This is a genomic window from Kineococcus siccus, assembly GCF_009906795.1.
GTDB lineage: Bacteria > Actinomycetota > Actinomycetes > Actinomycetales > Kineococcaceae > Kineococcus > Kineococcus siccus.
The window spans coordinates 1-4,856 of sequence record NZ_JAAALN010000273.1 but is presented as its reverse complement, the minus strand read 5'-3'; the positions used below and the strand labels follow the sequence as shown (position 1 = coordinate 4,856).

Below are 4,856 nucleotides of genomic sequence, written 5' to 3'. Positions count from 1 at the left end.
CATCGCGGCGCCGCACCGGGGGTCCGTCAGAAGCTGCGGCTCGCCACCGCGCGCGCGACGACGTCCTGGCCCTCCAGGGTGAGGACGCCGGTCAGGGCGCCCCCCGGCGCGGGGTGGACGACGCCGTCGAGGTCGAGGCCGGGGGCGGGGTAGCCGAGCAGGAACCCCTGGGCGGCGTCGCAGCCCAGCTGGCGCAGCGCGGCGAGCTGGGCGGGGGTCTCGACGCCCTCGGCGATGACCCCGACGCCCATGTTCTTCGCCATGCCGATGATGCCCGCGACGACGGCCTCGTCCTGGCGGTGCCGTCCGAGACCCGCGATGAAGTGCCGGTCGACCTTGACGTGGTCGACGGGCATCGACTGCAGGTGCGAGAGCGAGGAGATGCCGCGGCCGAAGTCGTCGACGCCGACCCGCACGCCCATCATCCGCAGCGCGTGCAGCGTCGAGAACCCCGCCTTGGCGTCGGCGACGAGCAGTTCCTCGGTCACCTCGACCAGCAGGGCCCCGGCCGCGCGCCCGGCCGGCTGGGCGACGGCGATGGCGTCCAGCAGTTCGCCGTTGGCGAGCTGGCGCGGGGAGATGTTCACCGAGACCGTGAGCCGGCAGTCGTCGCCGGCCTCGGCGTACCAGCCCTCCAGGGTCCGCCAGGCCTCGGCGATGACCCAGGCGCCGATGGACACGATGAGGCCGCTGCGCTCGGCGAGCGGGATGAAGTCGGCGGGCTGCAGCAGCCCCCGCCGCGGGTGCTGCCAGCGCACGAGCGCCTCGACGCCCTGCACGTGCCCGTCGGTGAGGTCGACGATCGGCTGGTAGTGCAGGCGCAGCTGGCCCTGCGCGACGGCGAGGGCGAGGTCGTCCTCGGTCTGCAGCGTGTCGACGGCCTGGGCCTGCATGCGCTCGTCGAACAGCTCCGAGCGGGCCTTCCCGCCCTCCTTGGCGCGGTAGAGCGCGGCGTCCGCCCGGCGCAGGAGCTTCGACGCGTCCGCCTCGTCGCGGGCCAGCGCGATGCCCACGCTCGGGGTGACGGTGATCTCGCGCCCGCCCGCGATCACGACGGGGCGGTCGGAGATCGAGGACACGACGCGGTCGGCGATCCGGCTGGCGTTCAGCTCGTCGGTCAGGTCCTCGCACAGCACCGCGAACTCGTCGCCGCCGAAGCGGGCCACGGTGTCCTCGGGGCGCACGGCCGCGCGCAGCCGGTTGGCGACCTCGACGAGGACGGTGTCCCCGGCCGCGTGACCGTGGACGTCGTTGATCGTCTTGAAGCTGTCGAGGTCCAGATACAGGACCGCGCACGCGTGCGAACCGCGGCGCGCGAGCGCGTGCTGCAGGCGGTCGGCGAACAGCTGCCGGTTGCCGAGGTCGGTGAGCGGGTCGTGGAGCGCCTGCCGGCGCGCCACCTCCAGGGTGTCCTGCCGGTGCCGGCCCTCCTCGTCGATGCGCTCGGCGGCCTGAAGCGACAGGTGCAGCAGCAGCACGGCGCTGACGACACCCCCGGCCAGGACGGACAGCAGCGTGGCGGCCGACGGCGGGCCGACGAGCAGGCGCAGGAGCAGCGCGATGACGCCCACGACGACGAGCGGGGACGCGACGGCCCACGGCACGATGCGCGTGCGCACCTCGTCACCGGCGAGGTGTCGGGCAGTCCACGGCCACGGAGCCATCCCGAACCTCCTCCTCGTCCCGGGTCGCGGGAGTCCCCCCGCGACCGGACCGCCGCGATCGTCACGATGTGCAAGTTTGTGAGTGCACATCGTCATCGCTGACGTGTCCGCTGTCCAGACGGCGCGCCGCCCCCGCGGGGTCGTCGCGCCGCGCGGCCCCGTCGGGAGCCGCTCGCGCCAGCCGATCACGCACGGTCGCCGGCCGCGCGCTGGGCGGCGCGGTCGTCACCTGATCGGCGCCAAAACTGCTCGCCGCCGACGACCGCGGTGCCTACCGTCGCCGACGTGGAACACCTCACCCCCCGCCTGCTGTCGTGGGCCTCGCTGCTGGAGGAGAACACCCTCGAGCAGGCGCGCCGCACCTCGACCCTGCCCTTCATCCACCCCCACCTCGCCCTGATGCCGGACGCCCACCTGGGCAAGGGCGCGACCGTCGGCTCGGTCATCCCGACCCTCGGTGCGCTCGTGCCCGCCGCGGTCGGGGTGGACATCGGCTGCGGCATGATCGCCGTGCGCACCCGGTTCAGCACGGGTGACTTCGACGGCCTGGACCGCTCGGTGCTGCGCACGGCGCTCGAGCGGGCCGTGCCGCTGTCGGCCGGTGGGCGCAACCAGCGCCTGACGGCCTCGGCCGAACGGCGCGTCGACGTCCTCGCGGCCGAGGCCGCCGCCGCGGGTTTCGACCCGGCCACGTCGGTCGCGCACTGGGCCCTGCAGCTGGGATCGCTGGGTTCGGGCAACCACTTCATCGAGGTCACGGCCGACGAGACCGGCCGCGTGTGGCTGTTCCTGCACTCGGGTTCGCGCGGCGTCGGCAACCGGATCGCGCAGCGCCACATCACGATCGCCCGGGAGCTGGCGCGCCGCTGGTGGATCGACCTGCCCGACCCGGACCTCGCCTACCTCGTCGAGGGCACGGCGGAGTTCGACGCCTACGTCACCGAGCTGCGCTGGGCGCAGCACTTCGCCCTGCTGAACCGCGAGGAGATGATGGACCGCGTCGCGGCCTGCCTCGCGGAGTGGACGGGCACCGACGTGGTCGAGGAGGAGCGCATCAACTGCCACCACAACTTCACGCAGTCCGAGCGCCACTTCGACAAGCAGGTCTGGGTGTCGCGCAAGGGGGCCATCGAGGCGAAGGCCGGCCAGCCCGGGCTGATCCCCGGCTCGATGGGGACCGCGAGCTACGTCGTGGAGGGCAAGGGGAACCCCGTCGCGCTGAACTCCTCGCCGCACGGGGCGGGGCGGGCGTTCTCCCGCTCCGCCGCGCGCAAGCGGTTCTCCCTCGACGACCTGCGCACGGCCATGGCGGGCATCGAGTTCCGCGACTCGGCCGCGTTCGTCGACGAGATCCCCGCGGCGTACAAGGACATAGACCAGGTGATGGCGGACGCCGCCGACCTGGTGTCGGTGCGCCACGAGCTGCACCAGCTGGTCAACGTGAAGGGCGAGTAGCCCCCGCCGTCGTGGGGACGGGCGGGCGTCAGGTGCGACGGACGCCCGCCTCGTCGGCCGTGCGGGTCAGGACGCAGAACTCGTTGCCCTCCGGGTCGGCAAGCACGGCCCACCCCGCGTCCGCGGTGCGGCGGTCGTCGACGACCGTCGCACCGAGGGCGAGCAGGCGCTCGACCTCCGCGTCGCGGTCGCGGTCCACCGGGCGCAGGCAGACGTGCATCCGGTTCTTGACCGTCTTGGGTTCGGGCACGCGCAGGAAGAGGAGGTCGCGCCCGCCGGGACCGTGCAGGCCGGCCTCGTCGTCGTCGCCGTCCTCGTCGGGCGTGAAGTCGTCGAGGACCTGCGCCCAGAAGGCCACCTGGGCGCGGGGGTCGGCGGCGTCGAAGCAGAAGTTCGCGGTGCGGGAGGCCATGGCGGCCAGCCTCGCGGCACCGGCCCCGCCCGCGCCACCCCGCCGTCCGCCTACTGCTCCCGGACGCCGTGGCGCTGCTCCGGGCCGCCCCCGTCGTGCCGCAGCGCGGCTGCAGCGGCAGCCGGCCTGCTGACAACGGCGTCGCGCGGTGCTGGACTGGCCGCGTGACGCCGTCGCTGACCCGCGAGGACGTGCTGGCGCACCGCTTCGCGGCCCAGGAGCTGCACCGCCCCGCGCCCGGCGCGCCCGCGCGCGAGCTGGCCGTCGCCGGCCTGGGGATCCCCGACGTCCCGGCGCCCGCGGCCGCGACCGCCGCGGCGGTGCGCGGCGCGAGCCCCGACGACGGGCTCGTCCTCGTATGGGGCGCCCGCGGCGCCCCGGCCCTGCACCGGCGCACCGAGCTGCCGTGGCTGGTCGGGGCGCTGTGGCCGCTCGACGACGCCGACGCGGCCGCCCGCATCACCACCTCGCGCACCCGGGCGGCCGCCGCCCTGGGCCTGGGCGCGTTCACCGCGGTCGCCTCCGCCGTCCGGGAGGTCCTGGCGGGCGGCGAGCCGGTGTCGAAGGGGGAGCTGTCCCGCGGCGTGACCGAGCGGGTCCCCGACGCGCTCAGCGTCGACTGCGAGCCGTGCGGCGCCCGGCACGTCTCCGGCGGGCTGCTGCAGCAGGCGGGACTGGCCGGCGGCGCGGAGGTGCTGCGGGGTGGGCGCGCCGCCCGCTACCGGCTGCTGCCGGAGCTCGCGGTGCCGACGGCCGCCGCGGGCACCGCCCGCCTGCTCCGCCGCTACCTGGGCCTGCTCGGCCCGGCCCGGCCCGCGGACGTCGCCGCCCACCTCGGCACGAGGGTGACCGCGGCGCGGCGCGCGTGGCCCGGGGACCTCCTCGAGGTGACGGTCGACGGGCGCACCGCGTGGGCACCGGCCGAGGACGCCGACGTGCTCGGTGCCGCGGCGCCACCCGCACCCCTGCGACTGCTGCCGGCGGGCGACCCGTGGCTCGCGGCCCGCGACCGGGACGTCGTGCTGCCCGGGCGCGCCCGCCACCGCGACGTGTGGAAGCCCGTCGCCCCACCCGGCGTCGTCCTGCTGCGGGGCGAGGTCGCCGGGACGTGGCGCGCGGCCCTCTCCGGCCGGCGCCTCGACGTCAGCGTCACGCCGTTCTCGTCGCTGCCGGCCCCGGCCTGGCGCCTCGCGCAGGACGAGGCGGGACTGCTCGCGGCCGTCCGCGGGGCCGCCGACGTGCGGGTCCTGCGCCCGTCCTGAGGCGCCGGGCCGGGGCGGAGGGTTTCGAGCGGGCGCCCGGGTGGGAGCCGCTCAGGCGGGGGA

At 76.0% G+C, this 4,856-nt stretch carries 4 protein-coding genes; 2 read left to right on the top strand and 2 right to left on the bottom strand.

Annotation, left to right across the window (positions count from 1 at the left end; all coding sequences use genetic code 11):
- Positions 1 to 26: 26 nt before the first annotated feature.
- A complete protein-coding gene (locus tag GTR02_RS19880; RefSeq protein WP_166609215.1) occupies positions 27 to 1,664 on the bottom strand; it encodes a putative bifunctional diguanylate cyclase/phosphodiesterase in 1,638 nt (545 codons plus the stop codon).
- 285 nt (positions 1,665 to 1,949) lie between these two features.
- Here GTR02_RS19880 and GTR02_RS19875 point away from each other — a divergent pair, with 285 nt between their 5' ends.
- Positions 1,950 to 3,119: an RtcB family protein gene (locus tag GTR02_RS19875; protein WP_166609214.1), complete on the top strand. Its 1,170-nt coding sequence runs from the start codon at positions 1,950 to 1,952 to the stop codon at positions 3,117 to 3,119.
- Positions 3,120 to 3,147: 28 nt separating this feature from the next.
- Here the strand turns inward: GTR02_RS19875 and GTR02_RS19870 are convergent, their stop codons facing one another.
- Positions 3,148 to 3,531, bottom strand: a complete 384-nt coding sequence (locus GTR02_RS19870) for a VOC family protein (protein ID WP_166609213.1) — start codon at positions 3,529 to 3,531, stop codon at positions 3,148 to 3,150.
- 164 nt (positions 3,532 to 3,695) lie between these two features.
- On the opposite strand from GTR02_RS19870, the gene GTR02_RS19865 reads away from it, so the two are divergent.
- On the top strand, positions 3,696 to 4,793 hold the full coding sequence (locus tag GTR02_RS19865; protein WP_166609212.1) for a DNA glycosylase AlkZ-like family protein: 1,098 nt from the start codon (positions 3,696 to 3,698) through the stop codon (positions 4,791 to 4,793).
- Positions 4,794 to 4,856: the final 63 nt, after the last annotated feature.